The sequence below is a fragment of the Streptomyces sp. NBC_01352 genome, from assembly GCF_036237295.1.
Lineage (GTDB): Bacteria > Actinomycetota > Actinomycetes > Streptomycetales > Streptomycetaceae > Streptomyces > Streptomyces plumbiresistens.
In genome coordinates this window covers 5,069,669-5,093,785 of sequence record NZ_CP108354.1, presented here as the reverse complement: position 1 = coordinate 5,093,785, position 24,117 = coordinate 5,069,669, and the positions used below count along the sequence as shown (strand labels likewise).

Sequence of the window (24,117 nt, the reverse complement as noted above, 5' to 3'; positions counted from 1 at the left end):
TGAGTCGCAAGGGTCCTGTTTGGCGGGGTTGCTCCGGAAAAGGGCTCCTGTCAGTGGTGGGTGCGAAGCTACCTTCGAGGGACAAACTTCGCGCGTTCTCGGGGGAGGCGCGCAGTCTCGGGGGAGGCGCGATGGCGGGGGAGACGCCGGATCAGGGCGAGGGAAGGGTCATCAACGGGCGGTACCGGCTGCTGCGGGCGCTCGGGGCGGGCGGCATGGGCCGCGTGTGGCTCGCGTACGACGAGGAGTTGGCCTGCGAAGTCGCGATGAAGGAGATCGCGCTTCCGGACGTGCCGATGGACTCGACCGAGCCCGTGCAGCGCATCGCGCGGGCCCGCAGCGAGGCCCGGCACGCGGCCCGGCTGCGCGGACACCCGCACGTGGCTACGGTGCACGACGTGGTGGTGCACGAGGGGCTGCCGTGGATCGTCATGGAGTACGTCCCGGACGCGATCGACCTCCAGGCGGTCGTACGGCGTTCGGGACCGCTCGACCCCGCACAGGCGGCGCGCATCGGACTCGCCGTCCTCGACGCGCTCACCGCGGGTCATCGCATCGGCATCCTTCACCGGGACGTGAAACCGGCCAACATCCTTCTGGCACCGGACTCTTCGGGCGACCCGTACGCGCGCGTGCTGCTCACCGACTACGGCATCGCCCTCCAGCCCGAGTCCCAGGAGCCGCGGCTCACGGCCACGGCCGGCATCCTCGGGACACCCGGCTATCTCGCCCCGGAGCGGGCCCGCGGTGAACCGCCCACGCCGGCCGCCGACATGTTCTCCCTGGGCGCCACGCTGTACGCCGCCGTCGAGGGCCGCGGCCCCTTCGACCGCCACGGCGACTACGCGACCCTCACGGCGCTGCTCGGCGAGGACCCGACCCCGCCGGTGCGGGCGGGCGAACTGACCCCGGTTCTGCTGGGTCTGCTCGTCAAGGATCCGGTGCGCAGGTTCTCGCCGGAGACGGTCGCGCGAGGGCTGGAGCGGGTGGTGCAAGGGGGCGCGGGGCCTGGGGCGCCGCCTGGGTGGGGTGCTGCGCCGGTCGCGGCGGCTGGCTTCGCCGCGCCGCCGGGAGGCTTCGGGCCGCCCCCCGAGGGGTTCGGCGCGGCACCGGCGGGGGCGGGGCGCTCGCCCGAGGGCCACGGTGCGGCCCTGGAGAGCCATGACGCGATGTCGCGGGGCCATGGCGGGGCATCGGTAGGCCAAGGCGCTTCGCCAGGGGGTCAAGGCGCTTCGCCGGGCGCCGGGGCGGTGGACGGCCCGCCGCCCGGGTACGTGGCGAGCACGCCTCCGGGCTATGTCTCCGGCCCGCCGGGCGGGTGGGGCGGCGGCCCGGCGCAGGGGAGTCCACCGCTGCCGGGTGCGCCACCGACGCCCAACACGCCGCAGACGCCGCACACCCAGGCGGGCACCGCCGGTGCGGGCGCTCTCGCGGGCCCCGGCGCCGGGGACCCGGCCACCCCGGGATCCGGCGGTCCTGGCTTCGGCGGTGCCGGCTCGGGTGGCCCTGGCTCGGGCGGCCCGAGCGGTGGCGGGGCGGGCTCCGGCAGTGCGGAGTCCGGCGGCCCCGCGACGCCCGGCGGAACGCCCGGCCCTTCGGCGTACGACCCGTGGCGGCAGCCAACGGCGCAGCCTCCGGAGGCCGGCAACCCTTATGCGCGGGCGCCCGGTTCGCCGTACGCGAGCGGCGGCGGCCCGTCTCCGTACGGCATCGGCAGTTCGCAGTCGCCGTACGGCAGCGGCTCCCAAGCGTCGTACGGAGGCAGCGCCACGCAGTCGGCGTACCCCGGTGGCGCCCCCGCGCAGCCTGGGTACGGCGGTTACGGCGGCCCGGGTGGGCCCGGCGTTCCCGGCGTTCCTGGTGGGCAGGCTCCGCCCCCGCCGTCCCCCGGGAAGAAGCGGATCGCTCTCGTCGCCCTCGTCGTGGCCGCCGTGCTGGTCATCGCCGGTGGCGCGTGGGGGGTCGTCCTGGTGACCGGGGACGACGACGGCAAGAAGGACGCCGCGACGAAGCGGTCGGCCTCGCCCAGTGCGAGCGGATCGCAGGGGTCGGCCTCGGCGCCGCCGGCCGGGCCCGTGCTGCCGTACGGCGATGTGGTCGGACTCGGGGAACCCCTGGAGCCCGGGGACTGTGTGCAGGCGGTGTGGTCGGGGACGCCGTTCAAGTCGGAGCCCAACCTGGGGCTGGTGGACTGCGCCGAGGACTGGCCGGACGGGCAGGTCGTCGCGATCGACACCGCCGCCGACCACGCGGACGCCCACGCGCAGGGCGCGAAACGCTGCGAGAACCAGACCCGGACGCTCGTCGACGCGCTGCCGGACGCGGCCGGCTACGCCGTCGTGCCGACGGAGGAGGGCTTCACCGCGGCGGGCGGCGGTACGGCATGTCTCGTACTCGGCCGCCATGCCGCGATAGGCGGTGAGGTCGGCCGTTTCCGCGACGCGGGCACCGACTTGTGGGTCGGTCAGATGAGCGTCGGCGACTGCTGGGTCTACGAGGAACAGGAGGACAGTTACAACGCCCCGCTCACCGACTGCGCCAAACCCCACACCGACCAGGTCATCGGCAGCGTCCAGGCCCCTACGGGGATGACGTACAAGAAGGGCACCGACAACGCGACGAAGCTGTGCGGCAACAAGTTCGAGTCGACCTGGGCACCGGGGCAGGATCGGACCGTCTACGGCTGGGTGGCCGACCAGGACGACTGGGAAGAGGGCTTCAACAAGGTCGTGTGCACGGTCAGCCGGGCCGACAACAAGAAGACGACCGGAAAGATACCCGCGCCCGGCGCGGTCTGAGGCCGGCCGGCAGGGCGCGGAGCGGAGGAGTGCACAACCGCGTCGGTCCCGCGTTCACCTGGGGTTCGCCTGTCCGCCGCCCATGCGTGTCAGCCTCCACGGGCTGGGCACACGGGCTCGGGATAAAAGGGGCAAGGGGAGCCATGGAGAGCGGACCGGCGATCTTCTCGGGAGTGGTGTTCGCCCTGTTCGGAAGCGGGCTGCTGGCGTGGACCGCAGCCCGCGTACGGCACCGGGAACCGGTCGCCCTCGGTGTGAGTCCTGTCGCATCGGCGACCGTCGCGAGCCTCGTCGCGTTGATCGCGCTGGCCCTTGGCGTGTGGTGCTTCACGCGCGTGTAAGAACCGCGCGAGAGCTGCCGGAAGGCCGAGGCCCCGATAATTGGGAGGTCTGCCTCCGGATAGGCGAGAAAAGGCCGGTGGGCACTCCGGGCGGCAGGAATGGCGGGAGTCGGGTTACCGTTCGAGTGGCCGTTGCGGGCTTTTCCCGTTTGACACGGGGGCGGGATGTACCGTCACACTCCGCAGCGTCACCATGACCCGACCCCGGGAGCAAGGCCTGGGGAGGCCCCAGCGTCGACCGGAGAGAAGAGCGAAGTTGTCCCCGACCAGCGAGACCGCGAAGGGCGGCCGCCGACTCGTCATCGTCGAGTCGCCTGCCAAGGCGAAGACGATCAAGGGCTATCTCGGCCCCGGATACGTTGTCGAGGCGAGCGTCGGGCACATCCGCGACCTCCCCAGCGGCGCCGCGGAGGTGCCCGAGAAGTACACCGGCGAGGTCCGCCGCCTCGGCGTGGACGTCGAGCACGACTTCCAGCCCATCTACGTCGTCAACGCCGACAAGAGGGCCCAGGTCAAGAAGCTCAAGGACCTGCTGAAGGACTCCGACGAGCTCTACCTCGCCACCGATGAGGACCGCGAGGGCGAGGCGATCGCCTGGCACCTCCAGGAGGTCCTCAAGCCCAAGGTCCCGGTCAAGCGGATGGTCTTCCACGAGATCACCAAGGCCGCGATCCAGGCCGCCGTCGCCAACCCGCGCGAGCTGAACCAGAAGCTGGTCGACGCCCAGGAGACCCGCCGTATCCTCGACCGTCTCTACGGCTACGAGGTCTCGCCGGTCCTGTGGAAGAAGGTCATGCCGCGCCTGTCGGCCGGCCGTGTCCAGTCCGTCGCCACCCGGCTCGTGGTGGAGCGGGAACGCGAGCGCATCGCGTTTCGTTCTGCTGAGTACTGGGACCTGACGGGCACCTTCGCGACCGGCCGCGCGGGAGACGCGTCGGACCCGTCGTCGCTGGTCGCCCGCCTCCAGACCGTCGACGGCAGGCGGGTCGCGCAGGGCCGCGACTTCGACTCCCTGGGACAGATCAAGAGCGCGAACACCCTCCACCTCGACGAGGCCAACGCCCGCGCGCTGGCCGCCGCCCTGGAGAACACCCAGTTCTCGGTGCGGTCCGTCGAGTCGAAGCCGTACCGCCGCTCGCCGTACGCCCCGTTCCGTACGACGACGCTCCAGCAGGAGGCCTCGCGCAAGCTCGGCTTCGGCGCGAAGTCGACCATGCAGGTGGCCCAGAAGCTGTACGAGAACGGCTTCATCACCTACATGCGTACGGACTCCACGACCCTGTCGGACACGGCGATCAACGCCGCCCGCGCCCAGGTCACCCAGCTGTACGGCGCCGACTACCTCCCGGCCCAGCCGCGGACGTACGCCGGGAAGGTCAAGAACGCGCAGGAGGCGCACGAAGCGATCCGCCCCTCGGGCGATCGGTTCCGCACCCCCGCCGAGACCGGACTGACCGGCGACCAGTTCAGGCTGTACGAGCTGATCTGGAAGCGGACCGTCGCCTCCCAGATGAAGGACGCGACCGGCAACTCCGTCACCGTGAAGATCGGTGGCGCCGCCGCCGACGGCCGGGACGTCGAATTCAGCGCGTCCGGCAAGACGATCACCTTCCACGGCTTCCTGAAGGCGTACGTCGAAGGCGCCGACGACCCGAACGCCGAGCTGGACGACCGCGAGCGCCGGCTGCCCCAGGTCAGCGAGGGCGACGCGCTGCGCGCCGAGGAGATCACGGTCGACGGGCACGCCACCAAGCCCCCGGCCCGCTACACCGAGGCCAGCCTCGTCAAGGAACTCGAAGAGCGCGAGATCGGCCGCCCGTCGACGTACGCGTCGATCATCGGCACGATCCTCGACCGCGGCTACGTCTTCAAGAAGGGCACGGCCCTCGTGCCGTCCTTCCTGTCCTTCGCCGTGGTCAACCTCCTGGAGAAGCACTTCGGGCGGCTCGTCGACTACGACTTCACGGCCAGGATGGAGGACGACCTCGACCGCATCGCCCGCGGTGAGGCGCAGGCCGTGCCGTGGCTCAGGCGCTTCTACTTCGGCGAGGGCGCGGGCGGCGGCGGTGCCGCAGACGCCGGCAACGGCGACGGGGACCACCTCGGCGGCCTCAAGGAGCTGGTGACCGACCTGGGCGCCATCGACGCACGTGAGGTGTCGTCGTTCCCGGTGGGCGACGGCATCGTGCTGCGGGTCGGGCGCTACGGCCCGTACGTGGAGCGCGGCGAGAAGGACTCCGAGAACCACCAGCGGGCGGACGTGCCCGAGGACCTGGCCCCGGACGAGCTGTCCGTCGAGTTCGCGGAGGAACTGCTCGCCAAGCCGAGCGGCGACTTCGAGCTCGGTGCCGACCCGGAGACGGGCCGTCAGATCATCGCCAGGGACGGCCGCTACGGCCCGTACGTCACCGAGGTGCTCCCCGAGGGCACCCCGAAGACCGGCAAGAACGCCGTCAAGCCGCGTACGGCCTCGCTGTTCAAGTCGATGTCGCTCGACACAGTGACGCTGGCGGACGCCCTCAAGCTGATGTCGCTGCCGCGCGTCGTCGGCAAGGACGCCGAAGGCGTGGAGATCACCGCGCAGAACGGCCGCTACGGGCCGTACCTGAAGAAGGGCACGGACTCGCGCTCGCTGCAGACCGAGGACCAGCTCTTCACGATCACCCTCGAAGAGGCGCTGGAGATCTACTCCCAGCCCAAGCAGCGTGGCCGGGCCGCCGCCAAGCCGCCGCTGAAGGAACTGGGCGACGACCCGGTCAGCGGGAAGCCGGTCGTCGTCAAGGACGGCCGCTTCGGGCCGTACGTCACCGACGGGGAGACCAACGCGACCCTGCGCTCCGGCGACAGCGTCGAGGAGATCACCCCGGAGCGCGGCTTCGAGCTGCTCGCCGAGAAGCGGGCCAAGACGCCCGCCAAGAAGACGGCGAAGAAGGCGCCCGCCAAGAAGGCTCCGGCCAAGAAGGCTCCGGCCAAGAAGGCGACGGCTGCGAAGAAGACCGCGGCCAAGACGACCACCGCTGCGAAGAAGACGACCGCCAAGAAGACCACCGCGAAGAGGGCGACGGCTTCGAAGACGGCCGCCGACGAGTGACGGTCACCGTATTCCTCCACTGAGGGTTCGCAAAACGAACGCCCCGGCATCACTTTGGTGTCGGGGCGTGCGCACGTTCGGACGCGCGCCCCGGCCTGTCGGTGGGTCCCGATAGGCTGAAAGCATGACCCCAGCGGAGCAGCCAACGGCCCCTCACCCGGCCCCCGACGACGCCCTGGTCGCGGACTCCCGCGAGCGCGCCGTCCGCGCCCTGCTGCGCCGACCGCAGCTGAAACGGCTGTGGAGCGCACAACTCGTGGGCGGAGTCGGTGACACCCTCGCGCTTCTGGTACTGGTCGTCCTCGCCCTCCAAGCGGCGATCGCCGAGGGCTCGTTCGGCGGCGGCTACCGGGGCGTGGCGTTCGCAGTGGCGACGGTTTTCGGGGTGCGCATCCTCGCGACGCTGCTCTTCGGAGCCGTTCTCCTCGGCCCGCTGACCGCGCTCACTTCCCAGGACGGCCCGCTGGACCGCCGCTGGACGATGGTCGGCGCGGACGGGCTGCGGGCCGCGATGCTCATCGTGGCGCCCCTGTGGATCGACTGGACACCCGAGGACGCGCTGGCCGTCCTCTTGGTCACCGCCTTCGTGACCGGTGTCGCCGAGCGCTTCTGGACGGTGTGCCGCGAGAGCGCGGCGCCCGCACTGCTGCCCGCCCCGCCCCCGGAGGGGGCGACGGTGCGACCGCTGCCGGACCACATGGACGCCCTGCGCCGCCTGACGCTGCGTACGACCTTCGTGGCGATCCCGCTCGCGGCCGCCGTGCTCGTCGTCGCGGGTCTGCTCAACAACCTGCTCGGCTCGGGAATCGCCTGGTTCGCCCAGCACCAGGCGGCCCTGGCCTCGTATGTCGCGGCCGGACTGTTCGCCGCGTCCCTGTCCGTGCTGACCTTCCTGGAGCTGCCCGGCACCCGCACCCCGCGCGCGCGGTCGCCGCTGGAAGGGCTGCGCCGGCCCAAGACGGGCACCGGCGTCGACAAGGGCCGTACCGGCGCGATCCCGCTGCTGGTGCTCGCCTGCGCGGCGATCGCCGGGGCGGTGGCGGCCGCGGTCGCCGTGTCCGTGCTGCATGCCAAGGACCTGGGCGGCGGCCCGGTGATGTACGGGCTGCTGGTGAGCGCCCTGACCGGCGGCGTGGTCGTCGGCATCCGTACGGCGCCTTCGCTGCTGCCGACGCTGTCGCGGCGCCGCCTGCTGGCACTGGCACTCGCCTTCACCGGCGTCGCGCTGCTGGCCGCCGGGCTCGTCCCGGACGTCACCAGCGTGGTGCTGATCCTCGCGCTGGCCGGCGTCGGCGCGGGCGTGGCCGCCAACACCGGGCACACGCTGCTCGACCTGGAGGCCGAGGAGTACCGCCGGGCGCGGACCACCGAGCATCTGCACGCGGTCGTACGGGTCTCCGTGGCCCTGGGTGCGCTGGTGGCGCCCCTGGTGGCGGCGGGGATCGGCCCGCACCGCCTGGAGAACGGCAAGTTCGTCTTCGCGCACGGCGGCGCGGCCTTCACCCTGATGCTGATCGGCGCGCTGCTGCTGCCGGTGGCCGCACTGGTGCTGGCCAAGGTCGACGACCGCTCCGGCGTGCCCCTGCGGCACGACCTGCGGGACGCGCTGCTCGGCGGCGACGACCCCGTGACGGCACCCGCCGGCACCGGTTTCTTCATCGCCCTGGAGGGCGGCGACGGGGCCGGGAAGTCCACCCAGGCCGAGGCCCTCGCCGAGTGGATCAGGGCGAAGGGGCACGAGGTCGTGGTGACGCGGGAACCGGGCGCCACCCCGGTGGGCAAGCGGCTGCGGTCGATCCTGCTGGACGTGTCCAGCGCCGGGCTGTCGCACCGGGCGGAGGCGCTGCTGTACGCGGCGGACCGCGCCGAGCACGTCGACACCGTCGTCCGGCCCGCCCTGGAGCGCGGCGCGGTGGTCGTCTCCGACCGCTACATCGATTCCTCGGTGGCCTACCAGGGCGCGGGCCGTGACCTGTCCCCGACGGAGATCGCCCGGATCAACCGCTGGGCGACGGACGGGCTCGTACCCAACCTGACGGTGCTGCTGGACGTCTCGCCGGAGATCGCGCGCGAGCGGTTCACCGAGGCACCCGACCGGCTCGAGTCGGAGCCGGCCGAGTTCCACGCGCGCGTGCGGTCCGGTTTCCTGACGCTGGCCGCCGCCGACCCCGGGCGCTACCTGGTCGTGGACGCGGGCCAGGAGCCCGAGGCCGTCACCACCGTCGTACGGCATCGGCTCGACCAGATGCTGCCGCTGTCCGAGGCCGAGATCCAGGCCCAGGAGGAAGCCCGCCGGAAGGCCGAGGAAGAGGCCCGGCGCAAGGCGGAGGAAGAGGCCGCCCGCAAGGCCGAGGAGGAGCGCCTGGAGCGCGAGCGCCAGGAGCAGCTCGAGCGGCTGCGCGCCGAGGAGGAGGAGCGCAAGCGGCGCGAGCTGGAGGAGGCGCAGCGGCGCGAGGCAGAACGGCAGGCGGAGGAGGCCCGGGTGCGGGCCGAGGAAGCGCGCCGCCGCGCCGAGGAGGAGCGGGCGCGGCTCCTCGCCGAGGAGAAGGCACGGGCCGAGGAAGAGGCCCGCCGCAAGGCGGCGGAGGACCGGCGCCGCAGGCAGGCCGAGGAGGAGGCACGCCTGCGTGCCGAGGCCGAGGCGCGGCGCCTGGAGAAGCAGCGGAAGGCCGAGGAGGCGCTGATGCGCGCCGAGGAGGCCCGGCGGCTGGCCGAGCAGGCGGCGACCGCGGCCCAGGCGGGGCCCAAGACGCCGGGAAATCGGCCGACTGCGGGCCCCGCGGCGGACGCGGCGACCGTGCCGACGCCCGTGGTGACGCCGACGAACGCGTCGGGCGGACCGGTGGACGAGACGGCCGTACTGCCGTCGGTGGCGCCGGGGGCCGCGGACGACGAGACCGCGGTGCTTCCCCCGGTGCCGCCGAGGGACACGGACGAGACGACGGTGCTGCGTCCCGTGCGGGACGAGCAGACGGACGGGCGCTCGTCCGGGGAGGCCGCCGGAGGGCCGGACGCCGAGGTGACGGCCGAGCTGCCGCAGCCGCCGGCTCCTGCGGGGGCGGCGGACGAGACGGCGGTGCTGCCGCCGGTGGCGCCGCCCGGTGCGGCGGACGAGACGGCCGTACTGCCTCCCGTGCGGGACGAGACTCCTGGGGACCGGGTTCCGCCGGGGTACTTCCGGGACGATCAGGCCGGGACCACCGGCGCCGGGGCGCAGCCGGACGGGACCGAGGACCGGACGCGCGAGATGCCGCAGGTCGACGAGTCCGGGGTGCCGCGGCGACGCGCGCGGTCGGACTGGGCCGAGGAGACACCGCTGGACGATCTGCCGACGTTGGCGGACGAACTGCTGGGGCCGCGCGGGGACGAGGAGTTCGACGAGGAGCAGGGGCGGCGCGGGCGCGGTCGGCGCGGTTGAGTTCGGCGCGGTTGAGTTCGCTGGGTCGGGGCCGACCCAGCGGCACAACTGCCCGCAGGCCGCGTGGCCCGGTTGTCTCCGGTTGTCTCCGGTCGTACGTCTGCTCGCGGCCGGGGCGGCACGGTCCGTCCCGGCCGTTGTCAGTGCCACCCCGCACAATGGAAGCCGCAACGCGAAACGTGACGAAAGGGCGGGGTGAGGGATGACCGTCTGGGACGACCTGGTCGGCCAGGAGAGGGTGTGCGAGCAGCTCGGTGCCGCTGCCCGTGACGCCGACGCCCTGGTCACCGCGGCCGCCGCCGACACGCCGCCGCCCGAGGCGTCGAAGATGACCCATGCCTGGCTGTTCACGGGACCGCCCGGAGCGGGGCGGAACCAGGCGGCGCGGGCCTTCGCCGCCGCCCTGCAGTGCGTGAGCCCGGACCGCGCACTCGGTGGGATCCCCGGCTGCGGGTTCTGCGACGGGTGCCATACGGCGCTGGTCGGCACCCATGCCGACGTGTCCACCGTCGCCGCCGTCGGGTCGCAGATCCTCGTCGACGACATGCGGGACACCGTCCGCAAGTCGTTCACCTCGCCGGCGAACGGCCGCTGGCAGGTCATCCTCGTCGAGGACGCAGAGCGGCTTAACGAGAAGTCGGCCAACGCCGTCCTCAAGGCCGTGGAGGAACCCGCCCCCCGCACGGTCTGGATGCTGTGCGCCCCCTCCATCGAGGACGTGCTGCCGACCATCCGCTCCCGCTGTCGCCACCTGAACCTCTCGACGCCGGCGGTCGACGCCGTCGCCGACATGCTCGTACGCCGGGAGGGCGTCGAACCGGCCGCCGCGATGGCCGCCGCGCGCGCCACGCAGGGGCACGTCGAGCGGGCCCGCCGCCTCGCCACCGACCCCGCCGCCCGCGCGCGCCGGGCAGCCGTACTGAAGCTGCCGCTGCGGGTCGAAGACGTCGGCTCCTGTCTCAAGGCCGCCCAGGAACTCGTCGACGCGGCAGCGGACGACGCAAAGCAGCTCGCCGAGGACATGGACGGCAAGGAGACCGACGAACTCAAGACAGCGATGGGTGCCTCCCAGGGCGGCCGGATGCCGCGTGGCACCGCGGGCGTGATGAAGGACCTGGAGGACAAGCAGAAGCGACGCCGCACGCGTACGCAGCGCGACAGCCTCGACCTCGCCCTGACCGACCTCACCGGCTTCTACCGCGACGTCCTGGCCCTCCAGCTCGGCTCTCGCGTGGCGATCTCCAACGCCGACGCGGAGGAGGCCCTGGAGCGGCTCGCCCGCGCCGGCTCCCCGGAGTCCACGCTCCGCCGCATCGAGGCGATCGCCGCGTGCCGCGAGGCCCTCGACCGCAATGTGGCTCCGCTGCTCGCGGTGGAAGCGATGACGATGGCGCTGAGAGCAGGCTGAGGCTGAGGTGAGCTGAGGGGAGGGGCGCGGAGGGGGACGGGGCGGGGAGAGGTTGACCATGTCACTCGTACGAGCCATGGCGTGCACGGAGGGCATTCGGATGGCTGCACAGAGTTACGCTCGGTCGATGTACACCAGGCGCAGCTTCCGCCCCCTCACCACGGCAGGCCAGACCGATCCGCCCGTCCGGCGTTCCCGAACACGCAGAGCCCGCACCAGCAGTGTTCTCCTCGCCGCCGCCGCACTGCTCGTCTCCGCCTGCTCCTCCGGGAGTACGACGAGCTCCGGCAGCGCGGCGGCTCATGCGGCGCTTGTCGCGTTGCCGGAGGCCACGCCGGCCGCCCTCGCGTCGTACTACGGACAGAAGGCGAACTGGCGCAGCTGCGGCGTCCCCGGCTTCGAGTGCGCCACGCTGAAGGCACCGCTCGACTACGCGAAGCCGGCCGACGGCGACGTCCGGCTCGCCGTGGCGCGCAAGAAGGCCACGGGTCCGGGCAAGCGTCTCGGGTCGCTGCTGGTGAACCCGGGAGGGCCGGGCGGCTCGGCGATCGGCTACCTCCAGGCGTACGCCGGGATCGGCTACCCGGCCGAGGTCCGCGCCCGGTACGACATGGTGGCGGTCGACCCACGTGGCGTCGCCCGCAGCGAGCCCGTCGAATGCCTCGACGGGCGGGACATGGACGCGTACACGCAGACGGACATGACGCCTGACGACGAGCGGGAGACCACCGAACTCGTCGACGCGTACAAGGAGTTCGCGGAGGGCTGCGGCGCCGACTCGCCTCGGCTGCTGCGCCATGTGTCCACGGTCGAGGCGGCCCGGGACATGGACATCGTGCGGGCGGCGCTGGGCGACCCGAAGCTGAACTACGTGGGGGCGTCGTACGGGACGTTCCTCGGGGCGACGTACGCGGGCCTCTTCCCGGAGCGGGCCGGCCGCCTCGTCCTGGACGGCGCGATGGACCCCTCGCTGCCCGCGCGCCGGATGAACCTCGACCAGACGGCGGGCTTCGAGACGGCGTTCCAGTCGTTCGCGAAGGACTGCGTGCAGCAGCCGGACTGCCCGCTGGGCGGCAAGAGCACGACGCCGGCCCAGGTCGGCCGCAACCTCAAGGCCTTCTTCGAGAAGCTCGACGCCCGCCCGATCCCCACCGGCGACGCGGACGGCCGTACGCTCGGCGAATCCCTCGCCACCACCGGCGTGATCGCGGCGATGTACGACGAAGGAGCCTGGGCGCAGCTGCGCGAGGCGCTGACCTCGGCGATGAAGGAGAACGACGGCGCGGGCCTGCTGGTCCTCTCCGACGGCTACTACGAGCGGGACGCCGACGGCCGCTACGAGAACCTGATGTTCGCCAACGCCGCCGTGAACTGCCTCGACCTCCCGGCCGCCTTCGACACCCCGGACGAGGTGCGAAACGACCTCCCCGCCTTCGAGAAGGCGTCCCCGGTCTTCGGCGAGGGCCTCGCCTGGGCCTCCCTGAACTGCGCGTACTGGCCGGTGGGCGCAACGGGCGAGCCGCACCGCATCGAGGCGAAGGGCGCGGCCCCGATCGTCGTGGTCGGCACCACCCGCGACCCGGCCACCCCCTACCGCTGGGCCCGGGCCCTGTCCGCCCAGCTCTCCTCCGCCCGCCTCCTCACCTACGAGGGCGACGGCCACACCGCCTACGGCCGCGGCAGCACGTGTATCGACTCCACGATCAACGCGTACCTGCTCCGCGGCACCCCTCCGGTGGACGGAAAGCGCTGCTCATAACCCGTGCGACCGGCCCCGGGGACCCTACCCCCGGGGCCCGTACGGAGCACCCTCGGAAACTGTGTAGACTTTCCCTCGTTGCTGATCGCACCATGGTGCGGACGGCGTGCCGCCTTAGCTCAGATGGCCAGAGCAACGCACTCGTAATGCGTAGGTCTCGGGTTCGAATCCCGAAGGCGGCTCTGTAAAAGCCTCAGGACTCACTCGCCGTGACCTGGGGCTTTTGCTTTTGACGGATGTGGCGGCGACGGCGAGCGCGGGCCGCGCGGCTGTCAGCGGACTCAGTTTTGGCCCCATTCGTGCGTCCCAGTTGGGGCATGCACATGAAGAGCGCTCGTACGTCATGAGGCGGAAGCTCTGGGCTGAGGTCGGCGAGCTGCCTGCGCGAACAGCTGCGCGGTGCGCCGCTGTTCGCGCAGGTACTCACCAATCATGGGCGAATTCCATGGATGATCATTGCGGCCCTCTGCTCGGCACTTGAGCGAATGTTCCGGGTCGACCCGAAGACCGGATACGTCGGATACATGAACTCGTCTGGCACGATCTCCACCGTCTACCGCCCCAAGGGTGATCCGGTCGACTACTTCTGGAGCCAGTTCAAGTGAGCACCACCCGCCGGTTCGTGGAACGGATCCAGCAGATCGCCCTGGACCGGGGATGGCGTGACCCGGTTCTTCCCGGAAGCCTCCTCAGTGCCTGGGAACTCATGGTCGACCAGTGCGCGAGCGGGTACGAGTCCGATCTCTCCGAGTACCTGAACGACCTGTCGGTGCGTGGCCTTCTCCAGAGCGTCCTCGACGACCCGGACATTCAGGCGTGCGACGAGTACGCCTGGTTCGCCGCGGAGGTCCAGCGCATCGACGGCGGATTCCGGGACGTCCTTCACGACGGCCCTGTAGTCAGGCGCGGTGACTTCTACTGGTGGAACAGAAGGGTGCCGTCGTTCGGACAGCAGGAGTTCGTGGACGATGTCCGTGAGCGGTACTCGGTCGAACTCGGGGAGGTCGACTAGCCTCGATCTTGCGCAGCAGTAGTGAGCCGCTTAAAACTCGAAGGGCAGTGTCGGTGGCGTCGGCATGTGCGCCCTGGCACTGGTGGCCCCCTGGACGGCTTTCCTACTGTTCCGTTTCGCCTGCGAAGCGCAGGGAGATGGATCGCAGGACGTCCGTGGTGGAGATGTCGGTGCGGCCCTCGTCGTGGACCTCGGCGAGCTGTACGAAGGCGAATGAGAAGCAGTTGGCGATGCTCACGATGGTGGGGCCCAGCTCTTCGGTGACGATGGCCGCGGCTGCCTGGCCGCCCGCGTCGGCGGGCAGGTGGATGTGGGGGAGGGTCTCGGCGAGCAGTGCGGAGATGGCGCCGGTGAGCGCGATCTGCTTGCCGGGGTTTTCGCGGACCTGTCGCCGCATCTCGAGTGACTCGGTGAGAATGCCGACGACGCGCTGCATGATCTCTCGCTGATCCATGCGCGCAGCCTAGACGCCCGTCTCCGGCGGCCGCGGAGTCAGTTCTTGACGCTCCCGGCAGTGAGGCCGCCGACGATGAAGCGCTGGAAGATCGCGAAGACGCACACGACCGGGATGCTGATGAGGGTGGCGGTGGCCATCAGGGCTCCCCACGCGGTGCCGTGCAGGCCCACGAAGGAGTTGAGCAGGACGGTGACGGGCTGCACGGCGGGCTCCGAGGCGAGGGTGAGACCGAAGACGAACTCGCCCCAGCCGATGAGGAACGCCAGGCCGGCCACCGCGAACAGGCCGGGCACCATGACCGGCAGGACGACGCGCAGCAGGACGCCCACCGGGCCGCACCCGTCGACCATCGCCGCCTCCTCCAGTTCCCTCGGCACACTCCGCAGGACCGGGCGCAGCACGATCACCGCGAAGGGCAGGGTGAGGGTGGTGTCGGCGGCGATCAGACCGAGGTGGGTGTCGTCGAGGCCGGCCCGGCGTTCGAGGATGAACAGCGGGGCCGCGAGCACGATGCTGGGCGGCAGTTGGGCGATGAGCAGGGCGAGCACCATGGTGCCGGAGCCGCGCATCGGGATCCGGGCGAGCGCGTAGGCGAGGGGGACGCCGAGGAGCAGGGTGAGCGCGACCACTCCGCAGGAGATCACCACGCTGTTGAGCAGGGCCTGGGGCAGGGCGTCGGCGGCCAGCGCCGTCGAGTAGTTCTCCGTGGTGACCGGTACCGGGAGCCACCGCGGGGTGTCGGCCTGGATCCGGTCCGGCTCGGTCAGGCTGGTGTTGACCATCCAGTAGACCGGCAGGAGGAAGGCCGCGGTGATCAGCGTGGCGACGGCGGTGCGCAGCCAGGGGCGGCGGCCCCGGGTCACGCCGCTTCTCCTTCCCTGCGCAGCCTGTGCACATAGAGCCCGCCCGCGAGCAGGGGGACGAGCAGCAGGAGCAGGCCGGCCGCGGCGCCCTCGCCGAAGCGGAAGAACCTGAAGAAGATCTCGTAGACGTAGAGCGACAGGACGCTGGTGGCGTCGACGGGACCGCCGCCCGTCATCACGAAGATGATGTCGAAGACCTTGAAGGTGTAGACGAGCCCGAGCAGCAGTACGGTCACCGACACGGGCCGCATCAGCGGGAGGGTGATCCAGCGGAAGCGCTGCCAGACGCTCGCGCCGTCGATGGCGGCGGCCTCGTGGAGTTCCGGGTCGATGGTGTGCAGCCCGACCAGGAGCAGCAGCATGTTGAAGGGCACGCCGACCCAGACATTGGCGAAGACGACCCCGGCCAGCGAGGTGCTCGGGTCGGTGAGCCAGTCGTGGGACAGGGCGCCCAGCCCCGTCGCGCGCAACAGGGCGTTGTAGGCGCCCGATTCACCGTCGAGCATCCAGCGGAACAGGGTGCCGCTGACCACCGGGGGCAGCAGCCAGGCCACCAGGAGCAGCGACCGCAGCAGCCCGTTCAGCGGGAACGGCCGGGCGAACAGCAGGGCCAGGGCGAAGCCGATGACGAACTGGAACAGCAGCGACGCCAGGGTGAAGACGATCGAGAGGCGCACGGCGTGCCAGAAGTCCGGGTCGGTCACGGTGGCCCGGTAGTTGTCGAGGCCGTTGAAGCGCGAGGCACCGCCGAGCAGCGTGCCGAGGTCGACGTCGTGCACGGACATCCACACGTTGTAGAGCAGGGGGTAGGCCAGGAAGAGGCCGAGGAAGGCGAGGCCGGGGAGGGAGAACAGGTACCCGGCTCGGCGGCGGCGCGCGGAAGGCGAAGCGGGGTGACGCCTGCGGACCGGCCTCCGGTGACGCCTCCTCACCGGCTCCCCAGCGCCTTGTCGATCTTGACGGCCGCGGACTTCGCCGCAGCCGTGGGCGCGGCGGAGTCGGTGAGTACGGCCTGTTCGGCCACGGCGACGGCCTGCGAGGCGTCGGCGTAGTGCGGCCCGTACTGACGCGGACGGGCGACGGGCAGCTGGCTGAGGAAGAGCCTGAGGGCCGGGTCGGACGCCCAGGTGCCCGTGTCCGCCAGGTCCTTGCGGGCGGGAAGGTTGCCGAGCGCCACCAGGTACGGCACCAGGACCGACGGACGCTGGGTGTACTCCAGGACCTCCCAGGCCTTGTCCTGGTGCTTGCTGCTCTCCATCACGACCCAGTTCTCACCGCCCAGGCAGGTGGCGGACGTCCGGTCGCGGGGCAGGGCGACGACCTCCCACTCCAGGTCGGCCTGCTTGAGGGAGGGGAGCTGCCAGGGGCCGTTGATCTGCATCGCGGCGCGCTGGTTGACGAAGCGGGTGTTGACGTCCTGCTGCGTCCAGCCCACGCACTGCTCGGACAGCGAGCCCTTGGCGACGAGGTCGTCGAGGAAGGACAGCGCGGTCGCGCCGTCCGTGGCGAAGGTGTCCAGGTCGCCGCCGGCCTGCCACAGGAACGGCAGGAACTGGAAGACGCCCTCCTCCGTCCTGATCGCGCTCATCGCCAGGCCGTACCGGTCCCCACGGGTCAGCTTCTGCGCCGCGTCGGCCAGCTCGTCCCACGTGGTCGGCGGCTTCACTCCGGCGGAGTCGAGCATCCTGGTGTTGCAGTACAGGGCGAGGCAGTTGCTGTTGTTGGGGATCCCCAGGGTCTTCCCGTCGACCTGGCAGCCGGCCCAGGGGCCTTCGTAGTACGTGCCCGACTGGCCCCACTCCTCGACCCGGCCGGTGAGATCGGCCAGCAGTCCGCTGCCGCCGAGTGAGTTCATGGCGACGTTGTCGACGATGGCGATGTCCGGGAGGTCACCGGAGACCGCGCCCAGGGTGATCTGCCGGTCGAGGTCCGCGAAGGGGAACGTCCGGCGCTCGATCCTCACGTCCGGGACGTTGGACTCGATGTCCTTGACCAGCCGTGCGAAGGCGGGCTGGAAGTTGTCCAGGGTGAAGTAGTCCCACCAGGCGAGGGTGACCGTCCCGCCGCCGCTCTGCCCGCCCGAGCCACAGGACGTCAGGACGGACCCGAGGCCGAGGGCGGCGGCTCCCGCTCCGGCGGCGCGCAGGAAACCGCGGCGGTCGACGGCGTACGACATGCTCTGCTCCCAGGTGTCAGAAGTCGGAATCCGGCAGATCAGGGAAAGCGTCCAGGTCAGGAAAAGCGTCGAGATCCGGGAACTCCCGATCGGGCTCCGAACCGGGCACCGGTCGGCAGGGACCGGTGCTGGCCCGCAGGGAGATCAGGGGTTTCAGCAGGACGTGCCGGGGAGGTGAGTCCGGTGAGGTCAGGCGTCGCATCATCAGGTCGACGGCCACCCGGCTCATCTCCTTGGCGGGGATCTCCGCCGCGGTGAGCTGCGGATCCACCTGCTCCGCCCAGCGCCCGGCCGCCACGCCGACGACCGAGAAGTCGCGCGGCACGGCGCGACCGTGTCGGGTCAGCCCGCGGTACAGGCCCACCAGGGCCGCCTCGTTCATGGTGACCAGCGAGGTGGTCGCCGGATCGTCCAGCAGGATCTGCTCCAGGACCGCCTCCCCGGCGGCGACGTCGTCGTCGCAGAGATACGCACGGGGGGTCAGGACCTGCTCCGCCATGGCCTTGGTGTAGCCCTCGAGTCCGAGGTGCGCGAAGCCGTAGCCGCTCTGGAAGAGATCTTCGGACCGGTTGACGAAGGCGATCCGGCGGTGGCCCAGGTCGGCCAGGTGGTACACGCAGCCGCGCGCCAGCCCCGCGAAGTCCAGATCGACCCAGCCGGTCTCCTCCGCCCGGCTGTTTCTCCCGATGGTGACGAAGGGGAAACCGGCCCTGGCGAGGTGCTCGACCCGGTCGTCCTCCAGCAGGATCTCCATGACGATCACGCCGTCCACCCGCCGCCCGTCGATCATCCGTCGGAAGGACGGGTCGCTCGCCCGGTCGGCGGGGCAGAGGAGAAGGTCGTAGTCGTATGCGGTGGCGGCCTCGGCCACTCCGCCGATGAAGGTGAGCTGCCCCTCGGTGTAGTCGTGATGGCGTCCTGCCGGGGGATAGACGAGACCGAGGGTGCGTGTGCCGCGTGTGCCGCCTTCTGCCGGGGTCGTCCCTGACCTCGCGCGTGCGCTGTCTTTCGCCGGGGTCCTTGCCCCCGTGCGTGCTCCGCCTTCCTCCGCGGCCCCCGCCCCCGTCCCCGCCCTCGTCCCCACGCGCGTGGCGCCCTCCTTCACGCCCCCCGCCCCTGCCCCCGCGCGGATGACGCCCACGTCCGAGACCCCTGCCCCCGCGCGGATGACGCCCACCTCCGAGACCCCTGCCCCCGCGCGGATGACGCCCACCTCCGAAACCTCCGCCCCCGCGCGGGTGACGCCCACGTCCGAGACCCCTGCCCCCGCGCGGGTGACGCCTCCCTGCGAAACCTCCGCCCCCGCGGGCGTGCCGCCTCCCTGCGGAACCTCCGCCCCCGCGCGCGTGCCGCCCCCCGCCGGAACCCCCGCATCCGTGGGCGGGGCGGCTCCGGTGGCGCTGGGATTCTGCGTCGGTCTCGTCATCTTCAGCTGACCGGCAGGGGTTGTTCGGCCCAGATGGTCTTGCCGGTGGGGGTCTGGCGGGTGCCCCAGCCCTGGGTGAGCTGGGCGACCATGTGCAGCCCGCGTCCGCCCTCGTCGTAGGTACGGGCGCGGCGCAGGTGCGGCGCGGTGCTGCTGGCGTCGGAGACCTCGCAGATCAGCGTTCGGTCGCGGATCAGTCGTAGGCCGATGGGGACCGCCCCGTAGCGGATGGCGTTGGTGACCAGCTCGCTCACCACCAGTTCGGTGACGAACGCCGCTTCCTGAAGCCCCCAGAGGGCCAGCTGGCGGGAGGCCTGGGCGCGGGCGTCCGCGACGATCGCCGGGTCGGACGGCAGGGACCAGGCGGCGACCTGGTCGGTGTGCAGGGCGCGGGTGCGGGCGAGGAGCAGGGCCACGTCGTCGTCGGGGCTGTCGGGGAGCAGCGCCTTGAGTACGGCGTCGCAGGTGACCTCCAGCGAGGGGGTGGGGGAGCCGAGGGACTCGCACAGCCGGTCGAGGCCGAGGCCGATGTCGTGGTCGCGGGCCTCGATCAGGCCGTCGGTGTAGAAGGCGAGCAGGGTGCCCTCGGGCAGTTCCAGTTCGGTGGCCTCGAAGGGCAGGCCGCCGACGCCCAGGAGCGGCCCGGGGGAGAGCTTGACCACGCTGACCGTGCCGTCGGGATAGAGCACGACGGGCGGGGGGTGGCCGGCGCTGGCGAGGGTGCAGACGCGGGAGACGGGGTCGTAGACGGCGTACAGGCAGGTGGCGCCGATCTCGCCGGCGGACGGCATCTCCTCGGGGATGTGCTCGTCGTCGTAGGTGAGATGGGTGACCAGGTCGTCGAGGTGGGTGAGGAGTTCGTCCGGGGGGAGGTCCACGTCGGCGAGGGTGCGCACCGCCGTGCGGAGCCGTCCCATGGTGGCGGAGGCGTGCAGTCCGTGCCCGACCACGTCGCCGACGACCAGGGCGACCCGGGTGCCGGACAGGGGGACCACGTCGAACCAGTCGCCGCCCACGCCGGCCCCAGTGCCGGCCGGCAGATAGCGGTACGCGACCTCGACGGCCGCCTGCCGGGGCAGGCCGTGGGGCAGCAGGCTGCGCTGGAGGGTGAGAGCGTTGGCGTGCTCCCGGGTGTAGCGGCGGGCGTTGTCGATGCCGACGGCCGCCCGGCCCGCGAGTTCCGCGGCGAGGACCAGGTCGTCCTGCTCGAAGGGGTCCGAGGAGCTGCCCCGGGCGAAGACCGCCACGCCGAGCGTGATTCCGCGGGCCAGCAGCGGGACCGCCATGATCGAGTGAAATCCGTACGCCCGCACGCTGGCGCTTCTGGCCTCGTGCCGGGTGATCCACTGGACGAAGTCGGGGTCGTCCGTCCCGCTGAGCAGGGGTCGGCCGGTGGCCAGGCAGCGGGCGGGGGGCGAGAACGCGGGGTAGGTGTCGACGTGGCCGAGGTGCACGGCGGCCCCGGGCACTCCCTCGGCGGCGAACCGGTGGGCGGCCCGGCGCAGCACCACGGCCGCGTCGAGCGGGCCCGGGACCGGCTCCTCCCCTCGGGTCACGGAGTCGAGCAGGTCCACGCTGACGAAGTCGGCGAGCCGGGGCACGACCAGATCGGCGAGTTCCTGGGCGGTGCGCTCCACGTTCAGGGTGGTGCCGACACAGGCGCCCGCCTCGTTCAGCAGGGCCAGCCGCTGCCGGGCCCAGTGGTGCTCGCTGCTGTCGAACGCCGCGGTGCCGACCCCGCACACCCGGCCGGTGGAGGGGTCCCTGACGGGCCACATCTCGATGATCCAGGCGTGCTGGCGGGAGGAGGACGGTCCCGGTGCGAAGCGCTCGTAGCGCATCGGCTCCGCGTCCTGGGCCACCTGGTCGACGAACCGCAGGAATCCCTCGTCGGCGTCCTCCCCGTCGAGGACGTCCGGGTAGGGCGAGCCGGTGTCCGCTGACGCCACGGTGTTCGGCCGCCAGTGGCGCGAGCGGGTGGTGAATGTGGACATGGCAACGGAGGACTGGGTGCACGCCCACTCCACCATCCTGCGGTCGTAGCCCGGCTCGGAGGTTTCCGCGGTGGCGGTCACGACGAGCCCCTGGGCCTTTTCGTCGCCGTCCAGCGAGGGGTAGGAGTGCAGGGCCAGCTCGACGCGACGGCCGTCCTGGTGACGGAAGGCCGCCGTGCCGCTCCACTCCCGCGAGTCGATCCGGGTGAACCCGGCCGGGCGGGAGCCTTCCACGGCGAGCAGGCCGGCCGCGGAGTGCCCCACGACGTCCGAGGCGCGGTAGCCCAGCAGCCGCCGAGCTCCCTCGCTCCAGCCCGTGACGGTGCCTCGGGGGCTGATGGTGGCCGTGGCGGCTCCGGTGTCCATCCTTGCTCAATTCGCGCCGGGCGTGTCACTCATAGTCCTCAGCGTGCCCGTCGCACCAGAAACGGACAAGTCGGACTTGGTCGAGTGGGTTGCGGTGCCGTCCGGCGATGTCGTCGGGCGATGTCGTCGTCATCATGTCGTCGTCATCGCCCGACGTTTGTCATCGCCCGACTGTTGTCATTGCCGGACTTGTACTTAGGGAGTCCTTACAGTGAACGGCTAGCATCGCGAGCGCGATGGCCGGCCGGGATTGGGGTGAGAACGTGCGGGAACCGAGGATCGGTGTCGCCGTGGTGACCATGGGGAACCGGCCGGCGGAAGTCGACGCGCTGCTGGAGTCCGTGGCCAAGCAGGACCTGGCCCCCCGGCGCATCGTGATCGTCGGCAACGGTTGCCGCCTGCCCGAGTTCGCCGCGCGGCTGTCGCTGCCCGGCGAGGTCACCACCATCGACGTCGAGGAGAACCTCGGCTGTCCCGGCGGGCGGAACGTGGCGCTGGCCCGGCTCCGGGAGTTCGGGGACGTCGACGTCGTGGTCGAGCTGGACGACGACGGGCTCCTCGTCGACGCCGACGTGCTGCGCCGCGCGGCGGAGCTGTTCGCCGCCGACCCGCGCCTGGGCATCGTCGGCTTCCGCATCGCCGACGAGCTCGGGGAGACGCAGCAGCGGCACGTCCCCCGCGTCGGCTCCGCCGATCCGATGCGCGGCGGGTACGTCACCGGGTTCCTCGGCGGCGGACACGGCTTCCGTATGACGATGCTCGGCGAGATCGGGGACTGGCCCGCCGAGTTCTTCTTCGCCCACGAGGAGACCGACCTGGCCTGGCGGGCCGCCGACGGCGGCTGGCGGATTCTCTACGCGCCCGAGCTGCTGCTCCAGCACCCGAAGACCTCGCCGGCCCGGCACGCCATCTACTACCGGGTGAACGCCCGCAACCGGGTCTGGCTGGTCCGCCGCCGGCTGCCCCTCGCGCTGATTCCCCTGCACCTGGGCGTGTGGATGCTGCTCACGCTGCTGCGGGTGCGGTCGGCGGCGGGATTGCGCGCGTGGTTCGGCGGATTCGTCGAAGGCGTACGGGAGCCTGCCGGCGAGCGGCGCCCGATGCGCTGGCGGACCGTCTGGCGGCTCAGCCGACTGGGACGGCCGCCGGTCATCTGACGGCGTTGCGGCCGGGCGCCTGAGCCGGCAACACCCTTTTCCTCAGAGAGGGGGATTCACTTCTTTCCCTCAGGGAGGGGCAATTCACTTCGCGTCCGCGTAACACTCCACCACCGCCGTGCTGAACGGAAACCGCACCGGCGTCTGACCGAACGTCAGCCGGCCCGCCAGCTCCGCCGCCTCCCGGATCGCCGCCACGACGGCCTCGGCCTCCTCCTCGGGACAGTGCACGATCACCTCGTCGTGCTGGAAGAACACCAGTTCGGCCGCCATGTTCGCGCAGGACTGCCGCAGTGCGGCGAGCAGCAGTAACGTCCAGTCGGCGGCGCTGCCCTGGACGACGAAGTTGCGGGCGAAGCGGCCGCGGGCGCGGGCGTCGGTGGACGCGTACCCGGGCACCCACTGACGGTCCCCGGACTCGTCCTCCGCGGCGGGGATGCCCGCCTCCTCGGAGGCGTCGTCGCCCGTCCCGGCCGCCGGTGGGCAGGTCCGGCCGAGCCAGGTCCGCACGAGCCGCCCCTCCTCGCCCGCGCGGGCCGCGTCGTCGACGTAGGCCACCGCGCGCGGGAAGCGGCGTCTGAGCGCGGCGAGGTTCTTGAGCCCGTCGCCGGAGGTCTGGCCGTAGACCGCGCCGAGCACGGCGAGTTTGGCCTGGGCGCGGTCGCCGGAGAAGGCGCGGTCGGAGACGGACTGGTACAGGTCGGTCTCCCGGCCGGCCACCTCCATCAGCCCGGGGTCGCGGGAGATCGCCGCGAGGACGCGCGGCTCCATCTGGTCGGCGTCGGCGACGACGAGCCGCCAGCCGGGATCGGCCACCACGGCCCGACGGATGACCTTGGGGATCTGCAGCGCGCCTCCGCCGTTGGTCACCCAGCGGCCGGTGACGGTCCCGCCCGCCTGGAACTCGGGCCGGAAGCGGCCCTCGCGCACCCAGTCCTGCAGCCAGGACCAGCCGTGCGCGACCCAGATGCGGTACAGCTTCTTGTACTCGATCAGCGGCTTCACGGCCGGATGGTCGACCGACTCCAGCTCCCAGCGCCGGGTCGACTTCACCTTGATCCCGGCCTGCGCGAACGCCTTGACCACGTCGGCGGGCAGGTCGGGGCGGACCCGGCGGCCGAAGGCGGCGGACACCTCGTCGGCAAGTTCGGCCAGGCGCCGGGGCTCACCACCGCCCGCGTACCGCTCGCCGAGCAGTTCGTGCAGCACCCGGCGGTGGACGTCGGCGCTCCACGGCAGTCCGGACCGGTTCATCTCGGCGGCCACCAGCATCCCCGCCGACTCGGCCGCCGTCAGCAGCCGCATCCGGTCCGGGTGCGCGGTGGCGTCGTGCCGGCGCTGCTGCTCGGCGTACACCTCGACCAGGTCCGTCAGCGGCAGGTGCACGGACTGCGGCTCGAACAGGGGCGACTGCGAGCCCGGTTCGGCGGACCGCTGCGGCGGATCCGGCGGTACGGGGCCGCCGCGCAGCCGGGCCAGGGCGGCGGCCGCCGAACGCGGCTCGCCGGAGCGCCCCTCGTGGCCCAGCAGCAGTGTCTCCGCGTCCTCGACGTCGTAGCACCGCTCCACTCGCACCCCCGTGGCGAGCAGACGCGGGTACGTCTCGGCCGTGGACCGCCACACCCAGCGCGTGACGTCCGGCAGGCCCCGTACCGCCTCGGCGGGGTCCGGCGCCCGCCGCACCGGCCCGGCGAGCAGCCCGCCGGGGCCGAGGGGGGCGAACTCCACGCCACCGTCCTCGGCCGGAGCGAGAGCCCACCGGTCGGTCATGCTGCGAGTGTGGCAGGAGGGTCTGACAATGACCTCTGACCTGCTCGGACCTGCTCCGACCTGGCTCTGAGCTGGATGCGA

15 protein-coding genes and 1 tRNA gene are annotated in these 24,117 nt (G+C 72.0%); 9 read left to right on the top strand and 7 right to left on the bottom strand.

Going from position 1 to position 24,117, the window contains the following annotated elements; translation table 11 throughout:
• Positions 1 to 131 precede the first annotated feature (131 nt).
• The 8 genes from OG252_RS23585 to OG252_RS23550 all read left to right on the top strand — a co-directional run bounded on the left by OG252_RS23585 (position 132) and on the right by OG252_RS23550 (position 13,827).
• Positions 132 to 2,798: a protein kinase domain-containing protein gene (locus OG252_RS23585; protein ID WP_329338463.1), complete on the top strand. Its 2,667-nt coding sequence runs from the start codon at positions 132 to 134 to the stop codon at positions 2,796 to 2,798.
• Positions 2,799 to 2,941: 143 nt separating this feature from the next.
• Positions 2,942 to 3,139 (top strand): hypothetical protein, encoded by a 198-nt coding sequence (locus OG252_RS23580; protein ID WP_266435875.1) that lies wholly within the window; start codon positions 2,942 to 2,944, stop codon positions 3,137 to 3,139.
• A 256-nt stretch (positions 3,140 to 3,395) separates the two neighbouring features.
• Positions 3,396 to 6,230 (top strand): type I DNA topoisomerase, encoded by a 2,835-nt coding sequence (topA, locus tag OG252_RS23575; protein WP_329338460.1) that lies wholly within the window; start codon positions 3,396 to 3,398, stop codon positions 6,228 to 6,230.
• Positions 6,231 to 6,354: 124 nt separating this feature from the next.
• Complete coding sequence (gene tmk / locus OG252_RS23570; protein WP_329338458.1) at positions 6,355 to 9,648, top strand: dTMP kinase; 3,294 nt, start codon at positions 6,355 to 6,357, stop codon at positions 9,646 to 9,648.
• 202 nt (positions 9,649 to 9,850) lie between these two features.
• Positions 9,851 to 11,056 carry a DNA polymerase III subunit delta' gene (locus OG252_RS23565; protein ID WP_329338456.1) on the top strand — a complete coding sequence of 402 codons (1,206 nt, stop codon included), beginning with the start codon at positions 9,851 to 9,853 and terminating at the stop codon, positions 11,054 to 11,056.
• Positions 11,057 to 11,183: 127 nt separating this feature from the next.
• Positions 11,184 to 12,815: an alpha/beta hydrolase gene (locus OG252_RS23560; protein ID WP_329338454.1), complete on the top strand. Its 1,632-nt coding sequence runs from the start codon at positions 11,184 to 11,186 to the stop codon at positions 12,813 to 12,815.
• 108 nt (positions 12,816 to 12,923) lie between these two features.
• Positions 12,924 to 12,997, top strand: a tRNA-Thr gene (locus OG252_RS23555).
• A gap of 419 nt (positions 12,998 to 13,416) precedes the next feature.
• Positions 13,417 to 13,827 (top strand): hypothetical protein, encoded by a 411-nt coding sequence (locus tag OG252_RS23550; protein WP_329338452.1) that lies wholly within the window; start codon positions 13,417 to 13,419, stop codon positions 13,825 to 13,827.
• Between the two features lie 103 nt (positions 13,828 to 13,930).
• Here OG252_RS23550 and OG252_RS23545 read toward each other — a convergent pair whose 3' ends face one another.
• The 6 genes from OG252_RS23545 to OG252_RS23520 form a co-directional block, all read right to left on the bottom strand.
• The gene (locus OG252_RS23545) at positions 13,931 to 14,281 is read right to left on the bottom strand and encodes a hypothetical protein (RefSeq protein WP_266435858.1); all 351 of its coding nucleotides are present in this window, start codon (positions 14,279 to 14,281) and stop codon (positions 13,931 to 13,933) included.
• A 38-nt stretch (positions 14,282 to 14,319) separates the two neighbouring features.
• Positions 14,320 to 15,147 (bottom strand): carbohydrate ABC transporter permease, encoded by an 828-nt coding sequence (locus OG252_RS23540; RefSeq protein WP_329338450.1) that lies wholly within the window; start codon positions 15,145 to 15,147, stop codon positions 14,320 to 14,322.
• On the bottom strand, positions 15,144 to 16,079 hold the full coding sequence (locus OG252_RS23535; RefSeq protein ID WP_329338448.1) for a carbohydrate ABC transporter permease: 936 nt from the start codon (positions 16,077 to 16,079) through the stop codon (positions 15,144 to 15,146). Before OG252_RS23535 ends, OG252_RS23540 begins: the two co-directional genes overlap by 4 nt.
• Positions 16,076 to 17,323 carry an ABC transporter substrate-binding protein gene (locus OG252_RS23530; protein ID WP_329338447.1) on the bottom strand — a complete coding sequence of 416 codons (1,248 nt, stop codon included), beginning with the start codon at positions 17,321 to 17,323 and terminating at the stop codon, positions 16,076 to 16,078. The genes OG252_RS23535 and OG252_RS23530 overlap by 4 nt, the downstream gene beginning before the upstream one ends.
• Positions 17,324 to 17,339: 16 nt before the next feature.
• Positions 17,340 to 18,527, bottom strand: a complete 1,188-nt coding sequence (locus OG252_RS23525; protein WP_443068501.1) for a LacI family DNA-binding transcriptional regulator — start codon at positions 18,525 to 18,527, stop codon at positions 17,340 to 17,342.
• Between the two features lie 224 nt (positions 18,528 to 18,751).
• Positions 18,752 to 21,109 (bottom strand): ATP-binding SpoIIE family protein phosphatase, encoded by a 2,358-nt coding sequence (locus tag OG252_RS23520; protein ID WP_266435848.1) that lies wholly within the window; start codon positions 21,107 to 21,109, stop codon positions 18,752 to 18,754.
• A 263-nt stretch (positions 21,110 to 21,372) separates the two neighbouring features.
• Between OG252_RS23520 and OG252_RS23515 the strand changes: the two genes are divergently transcribed.
• Positions 21,373 to 22,266, top strand: a complete 894-nt coding sequence (locus OG252_RS23515) for a glycosyltransferase family 2 protein (RefSeq protein WP_266448235.1) — start codon at positions 21,373 to 21,375, stop codon at positions 22,264 to 22,266.
• Between the two features lie 84 nt (positions 22,267 to 22,350).
• On the opposite strand, the gene OG252_RS23510 is transcribed toward OG252_RS23515, so the two are convergent.
• Entirely contained in the window at positions 22,351 to 24,036 is a 1,686-nt protein-coding gene (locus OG252_RS23510; protein ID WP_266435846.1) for a bifunctional 3'-5' exonuclease/DNA polymerase, read from the bottom strand.
• Between the last annotated feature and the right edge of the window lie 81 nt (positions 24,037 to 24,117).